The following is a 21,042-nucleotide window of genomic DNA, read 5'->3' on the forward strand; positions in this document are numbered from 1 at the left end:
AACACTTCCCTCATATTGTGTAGGTTGTGACGACAGAATGCAAGCGTTTACTTTTAAGAGAGTAACTCAGCTCTCTCATTTGGTAAGTAATTCAACGCAAAAAAGCAACCCTTCACCCAGTTTATGGGCAAAAGGTTGCTTACCTTTTCCGTATCACAATAGTCGGTTACGACAGTAATAACATCTCCGCACCGTTTCTACTATTATAATGGAAAAGAATTAATGTGTCGTGCACAAATTTAAAATACCACGCTCTTCCAGTACGCTTACCAGAGTGGAGCCCATCTCGGCAGGCGTAGGCGCAACTTTGATACCGCAGGATTCAAGCTTCGCGATTTTTTCTTTGGCTGTACCTTTACCTCCTGAGATAATGGCACCAGCATGACCCATCCGCTTGCCTGGAGGCGCAGTAACGCCACCGATAAATCCAACAACCGGTTTGGTCATATTGTCGCGTACCCACTCTGCAGCGTCTTCCTCTGCTGTACCACCGATCTCCCCGATCATGATGACAGCATGAGTCTGAGGATCTTCATTGAAACGTTTGAGGATATCAATGAATTCGGAACCTTTAACCGGGTCTCCCCCGATTCCTACCGCTGAAGACTGACCAATTCCACGTGTAGTCAATTGATGAACAGCTTCATAGGTGAGCGTTCCACTACGGGAAACGACGCCAACATGTCCAGCCATATGGATATAGCCAGGCATGATCCCGATTTTACATTCACCCGGTGTAATAACACCAGGACAGTTCGGTCCGATCAATACAGTCTTTTTGCCTTCCATGAAACGGTCTACCTTCACCATATCAAGGACAGGGATACCTTCTGTAATACAGATTACAAGATCAAGCTCTGCGTCAACAGCTTCCATGATGGAATCCGCTGCGAATGCTGGTGGCACATAGATAACGCTCGCTGTTGCACCTGTAGCTTCCTTCGCTTCTTGTACCGTATTGAATACCGGAAGACTAACGACTTTGCCATCTTCCAGCGTGATATCAACATTGGTCCCGCCTTTGCCTGGTGTAACACCGCCTACCATCTGGGTTCCGTAATCCAATGCGCCCTTCGTGTGGAACATTCCCGTTGAACCCGTAATGCCTTGCGTAATGACTTTTGTATTTTTATCGATCAAAATACTCACGTTGCTTCACATCCTTACGGTTATTTTTCAAGTTCCGGACAGCTCCGGCACTAAGAAAGCAATTTATATCATTCGATTCCATCGCTAGCGGGAACATGAATTAGACGGATTGAAGCATTCCGATCCAATTCATAAAGATTGCGAACCGCTCTTTGGATTGATATAAATGGCCCAGGAATGAACTTATTTTACGAGGGCAACGATTTTTTGTGCACCGTCGGCCATGGAATCAGCAGGTACGATATTCAGGCCAGATTCACCCAAAATCTGTTTGCCAAGCTCCACATTCGTTCCTTCAAGACGAACAACCAGCGGTTTCGTGAGGCCAAGCTGCTTCGCTGCTTCAACGACACCGTTTGCAATGACATCACAGCGCATGATTCCGCCGAAAATGTTAACGAAGATGCCCGCCACTTTGGCGTCAGACAGAATGATTTTAAAAGCTTCTGTTACTTTCTCCGTTGTTGCACCGCCCCCAACATCAAGGAAGTTGGCAGGGTCTCCGCCGTAGTATTTGATGATATCCATCGTAGCCATCGCAAGTCCCGCACCGTTAACCATACAGCCGATGTTGCCATCAAGTGCTATGTAGCTGAGGTCGTATTTGGAAGCCTCGATTTCTTTTTCGTCTTCTTCATCCAAGTCGCGCAGTTCCAAAATATCCTTATGACGGAACAATGCGTTGGAATCAAAATTCAATTTCGCATCCAGCGCGATAACGTTTCCATCTCCAGTAACAACAAGAGGGTTGATCTCAGCAATGGAGCAATCTTTTTCCACAAATGCAGTGTACAATGCAAGCATGAATTTGACTGCTTTGTTCACCAATTCATTCGGAATATTAATGCTGTAGGCCAATTTACGTGCTTGGAACACTTGTAATCCAATAGCAGGGTCAATAACTTCTTTGAAGATTTTCTCAGGAGTAGCTTCAGCCACTTCTTCGATCTCCGTACCGCCTTCTTCGGATGCCATCATCACGACACGGCCCGTTGCACGGTCAACAACAACACCCACGTAGTACTCTTTGCGGATATCGCAGCCCTCTTCGATCAAAAGACGTTTTACTTCCTTGCCTTCCGGTCCGGTCTGGTGTGTCACCAGTACTTTTCCCAAAATTTCGGAAGCATACGCTCTAACTTCGTCTGCGCTCTTCGCTACCTTTACGCCGCCGGCTTTTCCCCGGCCACCAGCGTGAATTTGCGCTTTGACTACAGTCACCGGACTGCCCAGTGCCTCTGCGGCCGCAACCGCTTCATCGACTGTATAAGCAACCTTCCCATTAGGAACGGCAACTCCATACTGTTTCAGTACTTCTTTTCCTTGATATTCATGGATATTCATTCTCGAATCCTCCTATCAACATGACTGCAACAAGGCGGGTTGGTTGACTACCAAAAGACAATTGTTGACTATTTTCACTTAAACCCAATTCATTGTAACACGTTTTTAAAACGCTTTCCTTAAAAAAGTAATGGTTAATAGACAGCTTTTTGATATGGATATCATCCCATATTGTGAATGCTTGGATATTAATGGAAAAAACCTCAGACTAATATGTCTAAGGTTTCTCCTTTTCGTTATATCAAGATTATTTCCAGGTTATTTTCTAGCTTCTTTCATATTCGTCTCATGTACCTTCTGAAGAAGCCCTTTAAACTGACCAAGCAACGATTCAAATTCCGTACTGCTCAGGCAAGCATCCCCCTGAATAGAATCCGGAATGGACAGAGCCTTATTGCGAAGCTCCTTACCTGAATCAGTTAACGTAATAAGCACTTTGCGCTCATCCTGTGCTGAACGTTCACGATGAATGAGTCCGGCAGACTGCAGGCGTTTTAATAGCGGTGTCAACGTACCCGAATCCAAGTAGAGTGCCTCTCCGATTTCTTTAACCGTGCATTCCTCTCGCTCCCACAATACCATCATGACCAAATACTGCGAGTAGGTGACACCCAGTACCTCGAGATATGGCTGGTACATCTTCGTGATTTCACGTGAACAAGCATATATGGCAAAGCATAATTGGTTATCCAGCTTCAAAGCATCCGTTTGCATAAATTAATCCCACCTGCCTATTTTACATTTAATTGCTTATAGAAAGCGCTGTGTTAAGCCTGCCTTTTGCAGGCTAATCTGCACATACTAAAAACTCTCTCTATATATATTATCACAAATTAGAAAAAAAACAGAATAATTGAGCACAAGGGATTTTACTTTTCTATTTTATTGTGTTAAATTAAATTGTATAAAATATAATCGTATACATAAAGGAGCGAATTAACATGATGACTATTCAACAAAAAATGTATGAAACTACGGTAAAAGCAGTTGGAGGACGTAACGGTTATGTAGAATCCTCCAGTCCCGAACTTCGTTTAGATGTACGCACACCGAAAGAAATGGGCGGTGCAGGTGGAGAAGGTACCAACCCAGAGCAATTGTTTGCAGCAGGTTATGCGGCTTGTTTTGATAGTGCACTAAATATGGTTGCTCGCATGCAAAAAATCAAGTTAGAAGGTACTGAAGTCACAGCTACAGTTCATTTCGGAAAAGTGGAAGACGGTGGCTTCGGCATTGCGGCAACACTTGACGTTCTTGCAAAAGGCGTAGACAAGGCTACAGCAGAGAAGCTGGTAGAAGCGGCTCATCAAGCCTGCCCGTACTCCCGTGCAACACGCGGCAACATTGATGTCAAACTAAACGTACTTTAATTAAATTCGTAAAACAGTCTCATTTCCTCTACTTTGAGATGGTTTTTATGATTAACGATATACCCTATTCAGACAATGATTTTCTGATGATATCCACGAGAGCAGATAGATAAAAATTCAGAATTCAGGGTTGGAATTGCAGCGATGATGAAGACAGGTTGACGCCCTGATTTCTTTTATATACAATGCTTATTAGAAGCTGAGGAAGCACCTTAATTCGCACACTGGCCCGCATTATGCGCAGCCAAGTACGAAGTGAGGTGTTTCTTTTTATTATGTATGGAAAATTATATAGTGCATGTTTATATGGAATTGACGGGGTATTAATCGAAGTGGAAACGGATTTGTCCAATGGATTGCCCCAGACTTCCATTATCGGCTTGCCGGACTCGGCGATTCGTGAAGCGGTTGAGCGTGTTCGTGCTGCTGTCAAAAATTGCGGTTATCAATATCCATTACAACGGATTACGATTAATCTTGCCCCTGCTGACCTGCGTAAAGAAGGCTCTTCATTCGATCTTGCCATTGCTGTAGCTTTGCTAATGACAAGTGGGCAGCTCGTGCTGCCGTCCCAGGAAAGAACACTTTTACTCGGCGAACTCGCTTTGGATGGCTCGGTTCGATCCGTACCAGGTGTACTTGCCATGGTGGATCTGGCCAAGCGTCAAAGCTTCACTTCCGTTCTCCTCCCCGTTGATAATCTGGCAGAAGCTTCGTTAATTAGCGGTATTAACGTATATGGAATCGGCCATTTAAGAGATATCGCGCCAGATAAGCCTGATTCCCAGACGAAAGATGGGGTCTTGTCCAAAGCGGGAACGGTTGTTTTGAATAACTTCGCTCACCTTATGAAACCAGCTGCATATGAACAGGGTCTCTCCAACACCAAGACTCAGATTCCGGCTTCGTTAAGCGATGACTACAGCGACGTTCTCGGCCAACATCATGTGAAGCGTGCGCTGATGATTGCCGCAGCCGGGATGCATAATATATTGCTCGTGGGACCACCAGGGACTGGCAAAACGATGCTGATCAAACGTCTGCCCACGATTCTCCCTCCGTTATCCGAGGAAGAATCACTTGAAGTTACCAAAGTGCTAAGTGCTGCAGGGAAACTGAAAGAAACGTCCAACGGTTTGGTTACGGAACGCCCCTTCCGGTCACCACATCATACGATATCCACCTCCGGCCTCATCGGTGGGAGCGGTATTCCGAAGCCCGGTGAAGTCAGCCTTGCACACCGCGGTATACTGTTCCTTGATGAGCTTCCTGAGTTTCATCGTCAAGTGCTCGAAGTTTTACGTCAGCCGCTGGAGGATCATACAGTCACCATAAGCCGGGCAAGAGCTGCTTTTACATTTCCTGCTCAGTTTATGCTTGCATGCTCCATGAATCCCTGCCCATGCGGGTATTTGTCTGCTCAATCCGAGGATCAGCGCTGTATCTGCAGCCCTTCCCGCGTTGCAGCTTATCGGGCCAAAATCTCGGGCCCTTTGCTGGATCGGATAGATCTGCAGGTCGAGGTTCCTCCACCTGGCGAATGGCGGAAGGCAGCACCTTCCCCCACTTCTGCCGAGATGCAAGCCAAAGTTGTCCACGCTCATCATATCCAGGCTAAGCGTTATGCGAGCAGCTCTGTGCGTTGGAATAGTCAGTTATCCGGAAGACTGCTCCGCCGAACTGCACGTCTTCCCTCGGAAGCAGACCATCTGCTCCAGCAAACACTGCAGGCCCTTAACTTAAGCATGCGTGCTCACGATCGCATTATCAAGATGGCTCAGACGATTGCCGATCTGGATCATGATGGCGAAATTTTAACAGCTCATGTGGCTGAGGCGATTCAGTATCGGCAGTTGGATCTGAATTTGTTTTAGACCCTTAAATTTGTTTTAGACCCTCCACAGCCCCAGCTCATAATATATAAATTCACTTTAATGACGACACTAAAAAAACCGTTCAGGTTATCTCCTTCGTTTCATTGAAAAGGAGACCTTGAACGGTTTATTGGTTAAGACACAGACAGGGCATTCTATTTTATTTAATCAAAAAGGGTAAGTTTGTCTTTGGCCGGTGTGCGTTCTTTCGCAGAAGGGATGACCTCCGGATAACCCATGTAGACCATACCGACAATTTTCTCACCAGCCTGAATCCCCAGTGGTTTGCGGAATTTCGGTGCATACAGGAAAGGCTTGGTTACCCAAAAGGTTCCAATATCTTCACTCCATGCGGCCAGCATAAAGTTCTGTACCAGTGCACTTACTGCAGCAAAGTCCTCATCCCATATATTTTGTCTTGGATCCTCTTCCAGAACCACAAGCATGATCGACGGTACCTGCATAACATTGGCTGAAAATTTGTTATCCTCGCCCATCTCTGCCTCAATCGCATCTGCAAGCTTCTTCCGTCCATCTCCGGTAAATAACAAAAATCTCCACGGCTCACGCAATTTATGGTTTGGTGCCCAGACAGCGGTATCCAACAACTCGATAATCTGTTCTGTAGGCACAGCATCTTTCTTAAACTTTTTGACGGTACGCCGGTTTTGAATGGCACTTCTTACATCATTGACTGTATCAATATTTGTAGATTTGGTCACTGAACTTACCTCCCTATGGAAAATTGCGCTGCTAACGGACTTTTATAATAAATAAAATGCAATACGGTTGGTTACATTCTTGATTATACAACGAACCGTTCTTCAGATTCAAAGAACGCCCATGGAATCAGTATTGGTTATGTTTCACACAAAAAAAGTGTTTCTAAAATTTGAATTCACGAGAGAATCCATTCTTTTAGAAACACCATGTTTAACTGATTCAATTTTATTAATTCAGAACGCATTTTCAACGTGCTCAACAGTTACAATCTGACCTGCCGGATCAAGCATCACAGCAACCACATCAAAACGAATTTGTAATTCTTTCCCTCTTGATTGTTGAAGGTATACGGCTGCCGTGGAACGAACCTGCTGCATCTTACGAAGATCTACCGATTCCTGCGGTGTACCATACTTCCCTGCTCCACTACGGCTTCGTACCTCAACAAAGACAAGCAAATCACCATTTGAAGCGATAATATCAATCTCACCACGGCGGCAACGCCAGTTTTGTTCAATAATATGAAAATCTTGCTCACGCAGCCACCTGCAAGCCGCCTCTTCACCCAACTTGCCTTTTTGCTGACGCGTAAGCTTGGGGGTAGAGTTATGCCCAGGTCCGGTTAAATGGCTCACCATGTATCCTCTCCCTCATGTCCGGAAGCCAGCCGGTCTGCTCGGTAAATATAGGTTAACACTTCAGCGACCAGTTGATAGAGCTCTGCCGGAATTTGCTCGTCCAAGTCAAGCTTGGACAAAACTTCCACCAGTGCAGCATCCTCCTGAACAGGAACCCCGTTTTCCTTTGCTTTGTCCAGAATTGCCTCTGCCACTTTACCGCGGCCTTTGGCCACGACGACCGGTGCTTCACTTTCGCCGGGTACATATTTTAAGGCAACAGCCTTTTTGGAAAGAATATCTGGCTGCGGCTCATCTTTCATACTCGCATATCCACCCCTTTGTAGCGATCAGGGCTATAATCGGATGCACTGATTTTCCGCTCGGCGCCCGGCTCCTGGCCGACTGGCCAAGGCTCAGTCTTGAAGGTCAATAATTGGTATCCCAGCTTATCCAGTGCCTCTTGGATAACTTCCCGTCCACTATCCAAAAGCGGACCCATGCCTTCCCGATCGTTGAGAACCCGAAGGCTGACAATATTGTTGACGACATGCACATCTACCAGTGTTGGTCCGAGACTTTTCATATCCAGATCAAACCACAACCTGCAATTCGATGCATCCAGTTCACCGCGCTGACCACGCCGGGATTGGATCTGTACCGAAGCCGTTTCTTCTCCATTGGGTCCCGTAATCGGGATGAACCAGTGCATCTGGGCAAAGGTAGAACCCCGGTCCGTTGTCAGCAGCAACTGCTGACCCGTCAGATATTGCACAGCCTGCCCGGCAGCTTCCTTCAGGGCCGCCGGGGCACTATCGCTGCTGGCAAGCTGCAGCAGCAAGCCCTTCAGCGAGTCCGCGGTGCCCGGACTCGCCGCTTCACCCACGCGCGCCTGCGCAGCCGCGCCGTGCACTGCCTGCTGCTCGTGCTCTGCACCGAGCAGCTTCAGCACGCGCCCTACCCACGGGTCCCCCTCGTGGGTGACAGGCGCGTGCTGTGCGGCAGCTCCCGCAGGTGCTGCCGCACCAGGCTGTGCCGGTGCGGCAGTGAACGCGCTGCGCAGCGCGTCCAGCAGGGCCAGCAGCTTCGGCGCCAGTTGCGCCGCCGTTGGTGCTGCTGCCCCGGTCTGCGCTGCAGCGGGCGAAGCACTCGCAGCTGCGGGCGTCTCTGTGCGGCCATCTGGTCGCCCAGCCGCGCTTCCTTCCTGCTGGCCGGCAGTCCCTCGTCCAGCTGCCATATCCGCTGCCGCCCCAGGTATACCCGGGCGGCCCGCTTCCGTGGCACGCTGGCTCTCTCCAGGGATTCCCGTCCCTGCCTGAATGCCTTGCCCAGCTTTTCCGGCCGTTTCCGCTTGTCCGTTTCCAGATTTTGTCCCAGCCTCAGGCAGCCCTGGGCCTGAGCTGGTTTGCACACCACCGCGCACATCTGCCGCTGCGCCGCTGTTTGACATTGGAACTGGTCCTGTTCCGGCTCCTACCGGCGTTGTTGTAGCACCCTGAGGCAATGGTGCCGTTTGGCCAGAGGTTCCCGCCTGACGTCCTCCAGCAGGCAACGTTTCGAGAGCATCTGTCTGCTGCCCGCCGACTACCGTTATAGGCAAACCACCCGATGCTGGCAGCTTGGATGCACCTGCCTGTTCACCCGTCAGCGCGTTTTTGCCTGCATTCTGAGTAAGAAACGTTTCCAGCTGCTCTGTTAACCCATTTAGCAGCTGATGAAGGGGTGGACCAAATACCGTCTGATGTAATCCTTTTACCGTTTCCGCCGTAATCGGCAGACCACGCTGAAAAGCAATACCCGTTGCCTGCACCCACTCTTCCACAGGTACCTGAGCGGGTCTAACAGTCATCATACTTTGAACCATGGCCACATTATCCTTCGTAAGCGGTAACCCGCTACGCTGCATGGCAAGCAGTAGTTCCCGATTTCCCTTTGTATCCGGCAAACCTACCTCTTGAAGCAGATTGTTCAAGGATGCTTGCGGCAATTCAGACAGCGTGCCAGCCAGCGGCTTCATAACGGTCACGCCATTCTCTCCAGGCGGCTGCACTTGAAGCAGTGTGGTTTCCCCTGGGCGAAGTGGTGTCTCAAGCTTGGCACGTACCTGTACGCCCTGAATTTGCAGAACAGCCTCTCCACCATCCTCTGAGACACTTACGACAGATCCACGTACAACCTGACCCTCCTTAAGCTCAAGCGGCTTGGCATTCCCCGGCTTGCTGTCTCCCAGGAGACCACGAATCATGGAGCTAATATTCACGGTTCTCTCCCTCCTTCCTTTACGTTTTGGTTAAAATAAAGTATGCTGCTCGCCGAGCAGATTGCCGAGAAAACTCCGCCTGTGCATCGGCGTGGCTCCAAGAGCCATGATCTGTTCGCGATGAAACTTTGTTGCATATCCCTTATGTATCGACAGACCATACTCTGGATATAACGTCTCCCATTCCTCCTTGCAGAGCCGATCGCGGGTTACCTTCGCAATGATGGATGCTGCTGCGATGGACTGGCTGTTGGCATCGCCTTTGATGATGGAGATCTGAGGTACATTTACGTCCACTTTTTCGGCATCAACCAATAGATAGTCAGGTACACCATCCAGGGCCTCCACGGCACGCTTCATTGCAAGTCTGGTGGCCTGTTTAATATTGAGACGATCAATTGTTTCTGCATCCGCAAAACCAACACCTACGGACAAAGCCTTTTCCATAATAACGTCATACAGAGCTTCACGCTTCTTCTCTGTTAGTTTTTTGGAATCATTAACACCTTCCAGTATCAGATCACGAGGCAATATGACAGCAGCAGCCACTACATCTCCGAATAGACATCCCCTGCCCACCTCATCAATTCCTGCAATTCGCTCAAAACCACTCTCCCAATACTCCCTCTCATGAATCAGCAGATCACGAGGTTCAATCTCTGCTTTTTTCTTCTTAGATTCAGAAGGTTCCATTGGTATCAGTTCATTCATTTCATTATGTTCAGTCATTGCTTTCATCTCCTCTACCCACGCAAGCTTTAACATGTTTCTCTCTATAAGTCATCAATGTCTCTATTCCCTGAGCACGGTTGGGGAAGCCCTACATTTTTTTCACACCCTAATATGTTAGTCCAAGTAAATCACTTACTCTCTTGATCACACCCTGAACTTGGTACTCTGTTATAGACGCAGATCCTAGCTCTTTGTTTTTCAGATTAGCAAAAAATTACTTCGTCTTCATTAGCACCCTGATATGCACATATGATAATAAGAGTTGGTTTCTTCATTTATCGGTATCTGAAGATTTAAATTGAAGATATCCTGTGGTCAACCAGGCCAATTGCCTGAACTCTCATCATAGCACGATTTTTATACCTCAGATATATACACAAGACAATCTCATCCTTTCCTATTTGTGGTCATCTTTCATTCCTGTTTTATATTCGCTGCTCTATCATAAGCTCCTTATTTTTTTCTAAAATGAAAAAGCGACCGCTCCCGGTAATCCGGTAACGGCCGCTTCTTTCGGCTCACTATTGCAATATGCAAATCCGTTTTAATATGGAGCTTCCATAGAGAAGCGTCCCATCTTGCCTGCACGCAATTCACGCAGAAAAGCACGCGATGCTTTTTCCAGGTCCACACGTCCACCACTAACAATACAGCCCCGTTTACGGCCAACCTGTTCCATGATGGCTATAACGCTATCCGAATCATCTGCATCCTTGGAGAACTCCTGAAGCTCATAGCGTTCCTCCAGAGCATCCCAGTAGTAGCGCATCAGGTAGCTAATTGCAAAGAAGGCGATATCCTCTGCATTGAGGATCTCTTCCTTGATGGCTCCTGTGACCGCAAGCCGATAACCTACATTCTGGTCCTCGAATTTGGGCCACAAAATACCTGGCGTATCGAGCAGTTCCATCTCTTTGCCTACTTTAATCCATTGTTGACCCTTCGTTACACCAGGTCGATCTCCCGTCGCAGCAATATTTCGCCCAGCAAGCCGGTTAATCAATGTGGATTTCCCAACGTTGGGAATACCAACAATAAGTGCACGAACGGCACGCGGGTTAATACCCTTTGCCAGCTGACGGTCAATTTTCTCTTTGAGCAGCAACCGGGCCTGTGCCGGAATATCTTTTACGTTAGTACCTGTGGATGCATCCACAGGAAACGCAGTAATTCCTTCATTTTTGAAATGGGCAATCCATTCCTGTGTCACCTTGGCATCCGCAAGATCAGACTTGTTTAACAAAATCATGCGAGGCTTACCCTGTAAAATTTCATCAATCATCGGATTTCGGCTGGAGACAGGCAGACGGGCATCCAGCAGTTCGATGACCACGTCAATCAGCTTTAACTTATCCTGAATCTGGCGTCTGGCCCGGGTCATGTGACCTGGAAACCATTGTATCGTCACCTTGTCTTCACCTCATTATTTAATGATATATAAGCTAAAGCTACAATTCACTTGGTCCCTTCATTGGCAAAACACGTTTCCGGTCACGGGTATCCCCGTTCTTATTTTGCCCTCTCTGGTATGGAGTAAACGATATATTTAGCTTATATATCCTGAACTTGATTAGTGGTTAATCCACTTGATATCACCGATCGGCCAGAAAATAACATCTGCACGTCCTACGATATCTTCTAGAGACACGTATCCAATCATTCGGCTATCCGTACTGTTCGGACGATTGTCGCCCATTACAAACACATGGCCTTCCGGTACCTTGCCATCCGGGAATTGCTCATTCGGGAAGTCCTTCACATTATAGGTTCCGCCATTCGCTTCGGCTGCGTCAATCGCTCCCTGAATGTAGGTCTCATTCACTTTCTCCCCGTTTACCATAACCGTATCCCCACTCACCTGCACAGTATCACCCGCTACAGCAATGACACGTTTGATGAAATCACGTCCCTCAGAAGGAACATGGAATACGATAACCTCTCCGCGCTGTGGTTCCCGGATATCGTACAGGATTTCATTCACGATGACACGTTCACCTGTATGGAAATTCGGCTGCATGGAAGGTCCGTCCACGACAAACGGTTTGAATAATAACCATCGAATTAAAATAACGAGCACCAATGCAATCACAATCGCTTTGAGCCATTCGACAATCTCATTTTTGGCTTTTTTGGATCGACTGCCCTTGTCTTCGGCAGAATTGTCCTGGTGTTGAACTTCCTGTTCCATTATTGATCTTCCTCTCTTCACGGTACATGTTATAGCAGTTTACACATCCAGCTTTTCACATCATTCATTTCATTGAATTCATGCAAAATTCTCATATCAGTTATGTACTTCTACACGAGCATTTCATTTTAGTACAAATGATCCGCATATTACATATGCTCTAACTGATTACACAAGCCTCCCGGACTCTCACGCGTGTGCCGCCATACCATTTTACTCGGAAGTGTACCTCCGGTTCAACTTTTCCCGGACAAAAACGAAAAGGGCTTGTCTCCAAGCCCTCTCCGGTATCCGTTATATTAACGAATTTCTTTAATTCTCGCTGCTTTACCGCGTAGTTCACGAAGATAATAAAGCTTCGCACGACGCACTTTACCACGGCGAGCCACATCGATTTTATCGATTTTAGGGGAATGAAGCGGGAAAGTTCTTTCCACACCTACACCGTAAGAAATTTTACGAACTGTAAAAGTCTCACTGATTCCACCACCACGGCGCTTGATCACAACACCTTCGAACAATTGGATACGCTCACGAGTTCCCTCGATAACCTTAACGTGCACTTTCAAAGTGTCACCAGGACGAAAACTCGGAATATCTTTGCGAAGTTGTTCTTGAGTAATCGCTTGAACGATATTCATCTATGACTCCCTCCTTCCGTACAGGCGTTCATACTTCTTCCGGAGAACACCCTGTCTCCTTCATTATCCATAGAGGACCGCCGTATTCCACACAACAGAATTATTGTACCATGCCATATATCAAAACACAAGGAGAAATAAACATAATATCACAAACAAATCTTCCAACCGAAGTCAACCACATTACGGAAAAAATAATGTAACTTTCTGTCAAGAATGTTCGTCTATATATAGCTTGGTAGATTACTGAATACCTGTCTGAATTGCACTAAGAAATGAAATTATATAAGGAGAAACAACCGAACTATGAAACATTGGAAAAGATTTACCCTTGCCTCACTAGCTGTAGTCACTTGCATCATTACGCTATATGCCTATGCTGTTAATCATCCGACAAATGCACTATCACACAAAGCATGCACTTCCTGGGACATGGTCAAGCGTAAAGCGTTCCTGATGTCACACACGGACTACTCTAGCAAGACCGGTCTGAATCTGGCTACCTTTCAAGTTGCGCCTGGTACAGCTACGGAAGTTCCTGTACTCATGTATCATTACATACAGCCCAAAGTGAATAATCACGAAACAGGAAACAAGTCCATTATTAATCTTGAGGATTTCGAAGATAATATGAAGTACTTGCATGACGAAGGGTACCATACGATTACATTGGAGCAGCTGGAAGACTATGTGAATGGTCTGATCTCACTACCCAAGAAGTCTATTGTCATCACTTTTGATGACGGATATCAGAACAATTATACACTTGCCTATCCCGTGCTCAAAAAATATAATTTTCATGCTTCTCTCTTTGTCATCGGCAGCAAGATTCAGGATCAGCCAGCTGATTTTGATCCCGCCAAAAAAACGTTTATCTCCGAACCGGAGATGAAGGCTGCAGCAGATGTATTTGAGTTTAACAGCCACACCTATAACTTGCATCACAAGGGGTTTATGCGCTGCGGTGAGAGCGTGCCTGTAGGACTTGATACAAGCCTGCTGAGCGATGATATCAGGATGATGAAGGAAAAGGGAATCGACACGCCATATTTGGCATATCCTTTCGGTTACACCAGCACGCAGATGATTTATCAGCTGCAGCAAAATGGGTATCGCATGGCGTTCTCGGTTCGCTCGGGTTTTGTTCGTCCGGGAGATAACCCGATGAAGCTCCCAAGACTAACGGTGACGACCGGAACGGATTTAGCCAAATTGCTTAACCCAGAGGCAGATCAGCCGGATATACTCCCTTTGGTCGACATTAGTCAGTAGAAGTTAAATCAACACTTCTCCGCCAGGATATAGAGTCGAGCTGTACAGTCTTTTGGACTGCGGCTCGGCTTTTTTGGATGTCCATGGGGTCAGTTCAATCTTGGAGCTGGAATACAGGACAGCTTCAGTCGTGTCGTAGATGATGATCTGTTCCTTCCCGGTCTGACAGAGATCCGCATGTACGGCATATCCTTCTTTTCCGAATACTGCAATCGTTTGCATCTGTCCATCGACCAAAGAAGGCAGTACCCCTCCGCCTCTGCGATAAGCCAATATATAATCCAGTCCACTGTCATCCCAGTCCCCTACAGGTTCTATAATCGTTAGCCAGCCACGTGTAGTGCGATCTTCTTTCCAGAGTTCTTTACCCTCGCAATCCAGCAAAAACATTCCGTCTTTACCATGCTCATCACCGCGGATGATACGATCAAGACCAGCGATCTGCAAACCGGGCAGCCCGTCGCAAAACTCCCCTAAGGCGATGTGCTGCGATTCAATAGAATCGGCATAGCGCCATATCTCATGGCCGTAACGGTCCATCATTACCGTTACACTGCCGCCGATAACTATTTCAATCTGACCATCTCCGTTCACATCTCCAAACCAGATACAATCGGCATGATCGTCCAGATCAGTGCAAGACCATAGCAAGGTCCCGTCATGATCAAGCATGTCATAGCCTGCCATAACCTCATCCTTCCCATCTTCATCGATATCGTATACCCATGGGAAATGTCCTACATTGCCTTCGTGCTTCCATAGAAGATTGAAATCATGATCAAGGGCCCATAAGGTTTTATACCGATCTTTGAGTAGGACATCCAGCTTCTGTTCATCTCCGGTCAGATTTGCAAGAATAATGCAGTCATGTGCCTCGTCACCTGGTAAAGAATGTGTGCTTTTAATATCTCCGGTTTTCCCGTCCAAAATCAAAAACTGCTTACCCATAATACAAATAACTTCTTTGTTCCCGTCTCCATCCCAATCCGCAATTTGAGCGGGGTAATCCGATCCAGGACCACCAGCATCCGGATCAGGTTTTCCCACTTGCCAGAGGAGCTCTCCATCCAGATCATATGCCGTCAGACAGGATACCTGATGCGGAACATAACGGTCATCGATTCCGCCGTCAGCTTGAACCAGCAGCATCTCTAATCGTCCATCTCCATTCAGATCCCCAAGAAGCATTTTGCATCGTTCCCCGGCTTTACTTATATCTATTCTGCCGATCTCGTAAGGCTGATGATACATCATCTTCCTCCTCCGTTTAATCGTTATAGATTGCTCACCCTAAATTTAACACAAAGATCTCATCTATTTTTGATAGCTCTTGTTCTGAATTCCTAAAAAATAAACATTCACATTATATAACCGTGCTGTTATGAACGCTGCCTGTTCTTATTTAATCCATTCCAAAAACTCGAGCCTATTGCCAAAAGGATCGTGAACATAGAAGCGTTTTACTCCTTCATCCGTTCTCGCTTCATCATCTATGATATGAACCTGTTTGCCGCTTAAATGTTCCTTAAGTAAGTCTAGGTTCTGAACGTGAAATGCTGGATGAGCTTTGGTAGCGGGCACAAAATCTTTTTGTACTCCAATATGAACCTGATGAGTTCCACATAGAAACCATACGCCACCACGTTTTTTTAAAGCTTCAGGTTTCGGAATTTCGTTCCATCCCATAAGGTTATGAAAAAATCTCCGTGCTTCCGCTTCGCATCCTTCTGGTGCCGCAAGTTGGACATGATCAAGACCATAAAAGTTATAATTCATTTCAGTACCCCCTCTTCGTTTCATTTAATGAAACAACGTTTCATAATTACATTTTATAATAGTTTGCTTATTTAATCCATCTTTTTACATTTTCAATCATTAAAAAGTTCCAGCATACCTTTCCACAACAACAAAAAAAGACCAACCTCGTTACCTAAAGGGTGGCCTGTATGTTTTGTAATCATCACTTCGCTACTTACCATGCAATCATAAAATATTTGCCGCTACTCGGAAGTCCGTTCCATCTCAGATCGAAGTTTATCGAGCCATATCCGTTCTTTTTCGGTCAATTCAGCAGTATCCAGCATATCCGGTCTGCGCTCCAACGTACGAATCAGAGATTGTTCTCTGCGCCATGCATCAATATTCAGATGATGTCCAGATAACAGCACGTCTGGTACCTTCATGCCTCTGAATTCAGGCGGTCGTGTATAATGCGGATATTCGAGGAGCCCTGTGCTGAACGAATCCGTCACAGCACTCGTCTCGTTTCCGAGTACACCCGGGATCAAACGAGCAACACTGTCAATGGCAACCATTGCAGGCAGCTCACCTCCGGTTAATACATAATCCCCAATGGATAATTCATCGGTGACGAGAAATTCGCGAATACGCTCATCATATCCTTCATAATGTCCACAGATAAAAATCAGATGATCTTCTTGTACCAGTTCTTCTGCTTTTTTCTGTGTAAACGTCTCACCTTGCGGACACATTAGAATGATGCGAGGAGGTTTGCTCGATGCTGCTGCTGACTCTTTACTGCGTTTATCAAGGACATCCTCCACAGCAGCAAAGATCGGATCAGGCTTTAATACCATCCCTCCGCCTCCACCATAAGGTGTATCATCAACCGTATTATGTTTATTCGTAGCATAGTTACGGAAGTTTACTGCATTCAGTGACACGAGCCCCTTCGTCTGAGCTTTGCCAAGGATGCTTGTCCCGAATACACCTTCGAACATTTCTGGAAATAACGTTAGTACATCTACTCTCATATTAGAGCAATCCTTCCATCAGATGAACCTTAACCATTTTCTCATTCACATCGACATCAAGCACAACATCATCAATAACGGGTAACAGAATTTCCTTGCCTGCCGCCGTTTTAACAACCCATACATCGTTGGCTCCAGGCGTCAGAATCTCGGAGATTGTTCCAAGGTTCTCACCTTCTTCTGTCACAACAGTACATCCAACGATTTGGTGGAAGTAATACTCATTTTCCTCCAGCTCAGCCAAGTTCTCTTTGGAGACTTTGGCTATGCCGCCTTTGAACTTTTCCACTTCATTAATATTTCCGTATTCCTTCAATCGAACGATATACATATTTTTATGCAATCGTGCCGATTCAACATGAACCAGCACAGGGTGGTTATCGGGTGTAAACAAATACAGCTCCGCATTTTTCGCAAAACGCACTTCCGGGAAATCGGTTAAAGGCATGATTTTCAACTCACCACGAATTCCGTGTGTATTGACGATTTTACCTACATTCATAAACTCTGCCATACGTTCCTCCTGCATTTCATTCAATATTGTTCATAGTCATGATTTTCTTACGATCGTTCCGGTTATAGATCGTTATTCGATCGCTGTTATCCTCTAAATATAAATTTCATTATTCAAAGGTCAAAATTCAGTGATTAAGGCAAGCGCGAGCGCTATTGATATTTGACGAGCTAGTCAATCATAGTATTTAAGTTTCAGCATGCACGAAAAGGGGCTAGGACATGCATCCTAACCCCCTTTCGTATATCTTTAAGATATGATATCGACGGTAACCCGTTTATCCATCTTAACTGCTGCTGATGTGACGACCGTACGAAGAGATTTTGCGATTCGCCCTTGCTTACCAATAACCTTCCCGACATCGTCAGGATGAACAGTTAACTCGTAAACGACAAGCCGGTCTTTCTCAACCGTCCGAACCGCCACATCTTCCGGATGATCGACCAAAGCCTTAGCAATTATGCTTACTAATTCTTCCATAGATGACCCTCCGAATCAGCACCTTATTTTGCTTGTTTAGACTCGTGGAACTTCTTCATCACGCCCGCTTTGCTCAGCAAGTTGCGGACAGTGTCGGATGCTTGCGCACCGTTTTGAAGCCATTGCAATGCTTTATCTTCATCGATCTTAACAACAGCCGGTTGTTCAACCGGGTTGTAGTAACCGATCTCCTCGATAAAACGACCGTCACGTGGGGAACGGGAATCCGATACCACTACGCGGTAGAAAGGAGCTTTGTGAGCACCCATACGTTTCAGACGAATACGAACTGCCATTTGAAAATTCACCTCCTTCAATGAAATCTGTATATTCCTCAGCAACCCTTGCAATCAACGGAAAGGAAACTTCATTCCTTTGCCAAGACCCTTCAGCTGCTTCATTGCCTTGTTTTTGCCGCCTTTAGGTCCCATCATATCCGAGAACTGTTTCATCATGCGACGCATTTCATCAAACTGCTTGATAAGACGGTTAACCTCAGCCAGAGATGTACCGCTACCTGTAGCAATCCGTTTCCGACGGCTATGGTTGATCATATCCGGGTTGCGCTTCTCCTCTGTGGTCATGGAGTACACAATCGCCTCGATCCGGCCCATCTGCTTGTCATCCACTTTCAAGTCCTTGGCTTGCTTCATCTTGCCCATGCCGGGAATCATATCCATAATCTGATCGATTGGGCCCAGCTTCTTCACCTGATCCATTTGCTCCAGGAAATCCTCAAACGTAAATTCTGCATTACGCATTTTACGTTCCATTTCCTTGGCTTTTTCGGTATCAATGTTGGATTGTGCCTTCTCAATCAGGGAAAGCATATCCCCCATGCCGAGGATCCGTGAAGCCATTCGTTCCGGATGGAAAGGCTCAAGAGCATCAAGCTTCTCGCCAAGTGACGCAAACTTGATTGGGCAGCCGGTCACTGCTTTTACCGAAAGGGCAGCACCACCGCGTGTATCCCCATCCAGTTTGGTCAAAACAACTCCGGTCAAGTCAAGCTGCTGGTTAAAGTGTTCTGCCACATTAACGGCATCCTGACCGGTCATGCTGTCGACCACAAGCAGGACTTCGTCCGGATTCACTACGCTGTGAATCTGGCGTAGCTCTTCCATCAGTTCCTCATCTACATGCAAACGTCCCGCGGTATCGATAATGACATAGTCATTGCCGTTATCCTTAGCATGCTGCAGACCCTGACGTGCGATCTCCACCGGGCTTGTCTGATCTCCCAATGTAAACACTGGAGCTTTGATCTGCTCACCCAGTACTTGCAATTGCTTAATGGCTGCCGGACGATAAATATCACCCGCGACCAGCAATGGTCGGCTGTTTTGCTTCTGCAGCATTTTAGCCAGCTTACCGGATGTCGTGGTTTTACCAGCACCCTGCAAACCTACCATCATCAGCACCGTAGGCGGCTTGTTTGCTTTAGCCAGTTTCGACTGGCTTCCACCCATCAAGTCCGTCAGTTCCTTGTTAACGATGTCGATGATTACCATGCCTGGCGTGAAGCTTTCCATAACTTCCTTGCCGACAGCTTTCTCTTTCACCTTGGCGATGAATTCCTTGACCACTTTGAAGTTTACATCCGCTTCGAGCAATGCCAGACGTACCTCACGCATAGCTTCGGCAACATCTTCATCCGATACCTTGCCTTTGCCGCGCAGCTTGCTGAACACATTCTGCAATCGGGTCGTTAATCCTTCAAATGCCATGATCCCACCTCCTTAAGCTGTAATACTGTTTTTAGAACCGATACGTTCCGTCCCATTTCCTCATTCCCGGAGCTGGTGAACAATATCGTTTATTTGTTTGTTGTTATGAATGGAGACGCCTGCGCGTTCCAGTGCATTTTGCAATTCTTCAAGATTGCGGCTGCGTCGTTCGTGCTTCTCCAGCAAGCCAAGCTTGCTTTCGTAATTTTCCAGCACCTGCTCAGCACGCTTGATATGCTCATATACCGCCTGGCGGCTGATCTCAAACTCGGCTGCAATTTCACCAAGCGAGAAATCATCATGAAAGTAATATTTCAGAAATGTTTGCTGTTTCTCAGTAAGCAAACGCTCATAGAAAGCAAACAGCAAGTTAATCCGGTTTGTCTTCTCAAGCCGGTTTTCTTGACTCATATCGGGGCACTCCCTTCGTCAAGGAAAAACACTTTACACTCTTGCAACGTTCCTAATAATACCGAAAACAAATCAGGATGTCAAGCAAAAATACTTGTCACGAAAAAAACATGTAGTTGAAGCATCCAAAACATTAATTTGCGGCTGTTTTTCTTCCAATCAAGCACCCCCAAAACTAACAAAAAACGAATACGTCTTCGTTAAGAAGTCGATTCGTTTTTACGTTCCTATCTAAGAGGCGTAAGGTACAACAGAACGGCAAAGAAATGAAGAACACTGCCTGCGAGCACAAATACATGCCAGATCGCATGATGGTATGGAAAGCCGCGCCATACATAAAATAGTGTCCCAAGTGTATACATCAGACCACCTGCAACCAAGAGGACTATTCCTCCTGAAGGGATTGCCGCAACGAGCGGCTGCCAGGCAATGACGATAAGCCAGCCCATGGCAATGTAGAAGATCGTGGACATAAACAGGAACTTTTTCGTAAAGAAGGCTTTGAAAATCACTCCTGCGATTGCAATGCCCCAGATAACTCCGAACAGACTCCATCCGAGCGTGCCGCGAACAGCTACAAACAAGAACGGGGTGTACGTACCTGCAATAAACAAATAGATCGAGGAATGGTCAAAAAACTCGAACAGATCCTTGACCTTGCCTTCTTTCAATGCATGGACCATTGTCGAATTCGTATAAAGAAGCAGCATCGTGATCCCATAGATCGTGAAACTGACGACATGCCAGACTGTACCTTTCATACTCGAAAAAACAATCAACAGCACCAGTGCAGCTACACTGAGCACAGCGCCGATTCCATGAGTCACTGCATTAGCGACTTCTTCACGGCGGGAATAGGTATAGGTATTGGCCATATCAACCGTCCTTTCTAACCCTATTAAGATATCTACATTCTTCCATTATACATCTATTGCCGGTGACTTAACATGTATGTACACGCTCATC

Annotated in this window: 23 protein-coding genes; 3 read left to right on the forward strand and 20 right to left on the reverse strand. The window is 46.5% G+C overall.

Features of this window, described 5'->3' with window-relative positions:
• Window positions 1–219: 219 nt before the first annotated feature.
• From sucD to AC3WQ3_RS12705, 3 genes are all read right to left on the reverse strand, one after another.
• A complete protein-coding gene (gene sucD / locus AC3WQ3_RS12695) occupies window positions 220–1,149 on the reverse strand; it encodes a succinate--CoA ligase subunit alpha (protein WP_095287842.1) in 930 nt (309 codons plus the stop codon).
• A 183-nt stretch (window positions 1,150–1,332) separates the two neighbouring features.
• Entirely contained in the window at window positions 1,333–2,493 is a 1,161-nt protein-coding gene (gene sucC / locus AC3WQ3_RS12700) for an ADP-forming succinate--CoA ligase subunit beta (RefSeq protein ID WP_095287843.1), read from the reverse strand.
• 258 nt (window positions 2,494–2,751) lie between these two features.
• Entirely contained in the window at window positions 2,752–3,207 is a 456-nt protein-coding gene (locus AC3WQ3_RS12705; RefSeq protein WP_095287844.1) for a MarR family winged helix-turn-helix transcriptional regulator, read from the reverse strand.
• A gap of 227 nt (window positions 3,208–3,434) precedes the next feature.
• Between AC3WQ3_RS12705 and AC3WQ3_RS12710 the strand changes: the two genes are divergently transcribed.
• Window positions 3,435–3,863: an organic hydroperoxide resistance protein gene (locus tag AC3WQ3_RS12710; RefSeq protein ID WP_492472434.1), complete on the forward strand. Its 429-nt coding sequence runs from the start codon at window positions 3,435–3,437 to the stop codon at window positions 3,861–3,863.
• Between the two features lie 275 nt (window positions 3,864–4,138).
• Window positions 4,139–5,737 (forward strand): YifB family Mg chelatase-like AAA ATPase, encoded by a 1,599-nt coding sequence (locus AC3WQ3_RS12715; RefSeq protein WP_492472435.1) that lies wholly within the window; start codon window positions 4,139–4,141, stop codon window positions 5,735–5,737.
• Window positions 5,738–5,901: 164 nt separating this feature from the next.
• Here the strand turns inward: AC3WQ3_RS12715 and AC3WQ3_RS12720 are convergent, their stop codons facing one another.
• The 8 genes from AC3WQ3_RS12720 to rplS form a co-directional block, all read right to left on the reverse strand.
• Window positions 5,902–6,459 (reverse strand): nitroreductase family protein, encoded by a 558-nt coding sequence (locus AC3WQ3_RS12720; protein WP_154893597.1) that lies wholly within the window; start codon window positions 6,457–6,459, stop codon window positions 5,902–5,904.
• A gap of 234 nt (window positions 6,460–6,693) precedes the next feature.
• The gene (locus AC3WQ3_RS12725; RefSeq protein WP_492472436.1) at window positions 6,694–7,098 is read right to left on the reverse strand and encodes a YraN family protein; all 405 of its coding nucleotides are present in this window, start codon (window positions 7,096–7,098) and stop codon (window positions 6,694–6,696) included.
• The gene (locus AC3WQ3_RS12730; protein ID WP_492472437.1) at window positions 7,092–7,400 is read right to left on the reverse strand and encodes an EscU/YscU/HrcU family type III secretion system export apparatus switch protein; all 309 of its coding nucleotides are present in this window, start codon (window positions 7,398–7,400) and stop codon (window positions 7,092–7,094) included. Before AC3WQ3_RS12730 ends, AC3WQ3_RS12725 begins: the two co-directional genes overlap by 7 nt.
• A complete protein-coding gene (locus tag AC3WQ3_RS12735) occupies window positions 7,397–9,337 on the reverse strand; it encodes a TP0910 N-terminal domain-containing protein (protein ID WP_492472438.1) in 1,941 nt (646 codons plus the stop codon). The genes AC3WQ3_RS12730 and AC3WQ3_RS12735 overlap by 4 nt, the downstream gene beginning before the upstream one ends.
• 30 nt (window positions 9,338–9,367) lie before the next feature.
• Window positions 9,368–10,066: a ribonuclease HII gene (gene rnhB / locus AC3WQ3_RS12740; RefSeq protein WP_221806619.1), complete on the reverse strand. Its 699-nt coding sequence runs from the start codon at window positions 10,064–10,066 to the stop codon at window positions 9,368–9,370.
• Between the two features lie 547 nt (window positions 10,067–10,613).
• Window positions 10,614–11,477, reverse strand: a complete 864-nt coding sequence (gene ylqF / locus AC3WQ3_RS12745; protein WP_095287850.1) for a ribosome biogenesis GTPase YlqF — start codon at window positions 11,475–11,477, stop codon at window positions 10,614–10,616.
• Between the two features lie 162 nt (window positions 11,478–11,639).
• Window positions 11,640–12,257: a signal peptidase I gene (lepB, locus tag AC3WQ3_RS12750; protein ID WP_336779616.1), complete on the reverse strand. Its 618-nt coding sequence runs from the start codon at window positions 12,255–12,257 to the stop codon at window positions 11,640–11,642.
• A gap of 299 nt (window positions 12,258–12,556) precedes the next feature.
• Window positions 12,557–12,898 carry a 50S ribosomal protein L19 gene (rplS, locus tag AC3WQ3_RS12755; protein WP_018883527.1) on the reverse strand — a complete coding sequence of 114 codons (342 nt, stop codon included), beginning with the start codon at window positions 12,896–12,898 and terminating at the stop codon, window positions 12,557–12,559.
• A 306-nt stretch (window positions 12,899–13,204) separates the two neighbouring features.
• Here rplS and AC3WQ3_RS12760 point away from each other — a divergent pair, with 306 nt between their 5' ends.
• Window positions 13,205–14,170, forward strand: a complete 966-nt coding sequence (locus AC3WQ3_RS12760; protein WP_492472439.1) for a polysaccharide deacetylase family protein — start codon at window positions 13,205–13,207, stop codon at window positions 14,168–14,170.
• A 3-nt stretch (window positions 14,171–14,173) separates the two neighbouring features.
• Here the strand turns inward: AC3WQ3_RS12760 and AC3WQ3_RS12765 are convergent, their stop codons facing one another.
• The 9 genes from AC3WQ3_RS12765 to trhA form a co-directional block, all read right to left on the reverse strand.
• Window positions 14,174–15,421 (reverse strand): hypothetical protein, encoded by a 1,248-nt coding sequence (locus AC3WQ3_RS12765; RefSeq protein ID WP_336780222.1) that lies wholly within the window; start codon window positions 15,419–15,421, stop codon window positions 14,174–14,176.
• 147 nt (window positions 15,422–15,568) lie between these two features.
• Window positions 15,569–15,946: a VOC family protein gene (locus tag AC3WQ3_RS12770; protein WP_336779614.1), complete on the reverse strand. Its 378-nt coding sequence runs from the start codon at window positions 15,944–15,946 to the stop codon at window positions 15,569–15,571.
• Between the two features lie 224 nt (window positions 15,947–16,170).
• Complete coding sequence (gene trmD, locus AC3WQ3_RS12775) at window positions 16,171–16,944, reverse strand: tRNA (guanosine(37)-N1)-methyltransferase TrmD (protein ID WP_336779613.1); 774 nt, start codon at window positions 16,942–16,944, stop codon at window positions 16,171–16,173.
• A 1-nt stretch (window position 16,945) separates the two neighbouring features.
• On the reverse strand, window positions 16,946–17,458 hold the full coding sequence (gene rimM / locus AC3WQ3_RS12780) for a ribosome maturation factor RimM (RefSeq protein WP_336779612.1): 513 nt from the start codon (window positions 17,456–17,458) through the stop codon (window positions 16,946–16,948).
• Window positions 17,459–17,707: 249 nt separating this feature from the next.
• On the reverse strand, window positions 17,708–17,938 hold the full coding sequence (locus AC3WQ3_RS12785) for a KH domain-containing protein (RefSeq protein ID WP_024630185.1): 231 nt from the start codon (window positions 17,936–17,938) through the stop codon (window positions 17,708–17,710).
• Between the two features lie 23 nt (window positions 17,939–17,961).
• Complete coding sequence (gene rpsP / locus AC3WQ3_RS12790) at window positions 17,962–18,234, reverse strand: 30S ribosomal protein S16 (RefSeq protein ID WP_175396091.1); 273 nt, start codon at window positions 18,232–18,234, stop codon at window positions 17,962–17,964.
• Window positions 18,235–18,288: 54 nt separating this feature from the next.
• Complete coding sequence (gene ffh, locus AC3WQ3_RS12795; RefSeq protein ID WP_024630183.1) at window positions 18,289–19,665, reverse strand: signal recognition particle protein; 1,377 nt, start codon at window positions 19,663–19,665, stop codon at window positions 18,289–18,291.
• A gap of 60 nt (window positions 19,666–19,725) precedes the next feature.
• Window positions 19,726–20,076: a putative DNA-binding protein gene (locus tag AC3WQ3_RS12800; RefSeq protein ID WP_127536283.1), complete on the reverse strand. Its 351-nt coding sequence runs from the start codon at window positions 20,074–20,076 to the stop codon at window positions 19,726–19,728.
• Between the two features lie 227 nt (window positions 20,077–20,303).
• The gene (gene trhA, locus AC3WQ3_RS12805; RefSeq protein WP_336779611.1) at window positions 20,304–20,951 is read right to left on the reverse strand and encodes a PAQR family membrane homeostasis protein TrhA; all 648 of its coding nucleotides are present in this window, start codon (window positions 20,949–20,951) and stop codon (window positions 20,304–20,306) included.
• Window positions 20,952–21,042 lie beyond the last annotated feature (91 nt).

It is taken from the genome of Paenibacillus sp. FW104-T2 (assembly GCF_058789975.1).

Coding starts and splice junctions, on each gene's coding strand:
- AC3WQ3_RS12715 (WP_492472435.1), top strand. CDS start 4,139: ATGTATGGAAAATTATATAGTGCATGTTTATATGGAATTGACGGGGTA.
- AC3WQ3_RS12705 (WP_095287844.1), bottom strand. CDS start 3,207: ATGCAAACGGATGCTTTGAAGCTGGATAACCAATTATGCTTTGCCATA.
- ffh (WP_024630183.1), bottom strand. CDS start 19,665: ATGGCATTTGAAGGATTAACGACCCGATTGCAGAATGTGTTCAGCAAG.
- rimM (WP_336779612.1), bottom strand. CDS start 17,458: ATGGCAGAGTTTATGAATGTAGGTAAAATCGTCAATACACACGGAATT.
- trhA (WP_336779611.1), bottom strand. CDS start 20,951: ATGGCCAATACCTATACCTATTCCCGCCGTGAAGAAGTCGCTAATGCA.
- AC3WQ3_RS12760 (WP_492472439.1), top strand. CDS start 13,205: ATGAAACATTGGAAAAGATTTACCCTTGCCTCACTAGCTGTAGTCACT.
- AC3WQ3_RS12785 (WP_024630185.1), bottom strand. CDS start 17,938: ATGGAAGAATTAGTAAGCATAATTGCTAAGGCTTTGGTCGATCATCCG.
- AC3WQ3_RS12800 (WP_127536283.1), bottom strand. CDS start 20,076: ATGAGTCAAGAAAACCGGCTTGAGAAGACAAACCGGATTAACTTGCTG.
- AC3WQ3_RS12710 (WP_492472434.1), top strand. CDS start 3,435: ATGATGACTATTCAACAAAAAATGTATGAAACTACGGTAAAAGCAGTT.
- trmD (WP_336779613.1), bottom strand. CDS start 16,944: ATGAGAGTAGATGTACTAACGTTATTTCCAGAAATGTTCGAAGGTGTA.
- lepB (WP_336779616.1), bottom strand. CDS start 12,257: ATGGAACAGGAAGTTCAACACCAGGACAATTCTGCCGAAGACAAGGGC.
- sucC (WP_095287843.1), bottom strand. CDS start 2,493: ATGAATATCCATGAATATCAAGGAAAAGAAGTACTGAAACAGTATGGA.
- AC3WQ3_RS12725 (WP_492472436.1), bottom strand. CDS start 7,098: ATGGTGAGCCATTTAACCGGACCTGGGCATAACTCTACCCCCAAGCTT.
- AC3WQ3_RS12730 (WP_492472437.1), bottom strand. CDS start 7,400: ATGAAAGATGAGCCGCAGCCAGATATTCTTTCCAAAAAGGCTGTTGCC.
- rnhB (WP_221806619.1), bottom strand. CDS start 10,066: ATGACTGAACATAATGAAATGAATGAACTGATACCAATGGAACCTTCT.
- AC3WQ3_RS12770 (WP_336779614.1), bottom strand. CDS start 15,946: ATGAATTATAACTTTTATGGTCTTGATCATGTCCAACTTGCGGCACCA.
- AC3WQ3_RS12765 (WP_336780222.1), bottom strand. CDS start 15,421: ATGTATCATCAGCCTTACGAGATCGGCAGAATAGATATAAGTAAAGCC.
- rplS (WP_018883527.1), bottom strand. CDS start 12,898: ATGAATATCGTTCAAGCGATTACTCAAGAACAACTTCGCAAAGATATT.
- rpsP (WP_175396091.1), bottom strand. CDS start 18,234: ATGGCAGTTCGTATTCGTCTGAAACGTATGGGTGCTCACAAAGCTCCT.